The organism is Bacillus sp. SIMBA_005, from assembly GCF_046535585.1.
Taxonomy (GTDB): domain Bacteria; phylum Bacillota; class Bacilli; order Bacillales; family Bacillaceae; genus Bacillus; species Bacillus pumilus.
Window position 1 is genome coordinate 1 of sequence record NZ_JAWRWI010001150.1, and the last position, 237, is coordinate 237.

A 237-nucleotide genomic window follows, 5' to 3' on the forward strand; every position below is an offset into this window, starting at 1 on the left:
GATGAATCGCAATGGCCGGTACGACACCTTTTTTGTGAATCCAGTTCCCTTTTGGCGTGAGCCATTTATACAACGTTAATTTTATGTCACTGCCGTCACCCATTGGAACCGCCTGCTGCACAGTGCCTTTGCCCAAGGAGACATCACCGACAACTTCATATTTTCCGGCTTCTTTCATAGAACCTGCAAGTATTTCAGAAGCGGAGGAACTGCCTTTATCAATTAAGACATTAACTG

General features: G+C 45.1%; 1 protein-coding gene. It reads right to left on the minus strand.

Features of this window, described 5'->3' with window-relative positions:
* Positions 1–237: S41 family peptidase (locus SB660_RS23720; RefSeq protein WP_410585051.1), on the minus strand; the 237-nt coding region annotated here is incomplete at both ends.